Origin of the sequence: Chryseobacterium sp. SIMBA_029 (genome assembly GCF_046535275.1) — a bacterium.
Classification (GTDB): Bacteria; Bacteroidota; Bacteroidia; order Flavobacteriales; family Weeksellaceae; genus Chryseobacterium.
On record NZ_JAWRXA010000510.1, the window covers coordinates 1 to 260 of the forward strand.

General features: G+C 64.2%; 1 protein-coding gene. It reads left to right on the top strand.

Annotated elements, in window-relative coordinates; translation table 11 throughout:
- On the top strand, positions 1–260 hold a 260-nt coding region (locus SB679_RS25015), incomplete at both ends, for a PLP-dependent transferase (RefSeq protein ID WP_410705008.1).

Here is a 260-nt window from a genome sequence, read left to right on the forward strand (position 1 = left end):
TACGCTGGCAACATGAGCCTCTCCGAGCAGCAAGCCCCCGAACTGTCCCCGGAAACCGTTGTGGTTGCGGCTGGGCGGCCGGAACGTTCCCACGATGAACCGGTGAACCCGCCGATCGTCCTGTCCTCCACATACTTCGGCACTGGGCAGCTGGGTGACGGTGATCGCGGTTACGGACGTTATGCCAACCCCACATGGGACCCCTTCGAAGAAGCCCTCGCAACCCTGGAGGGCGCGGCTCTTCCCGGCCTGCTTTACGC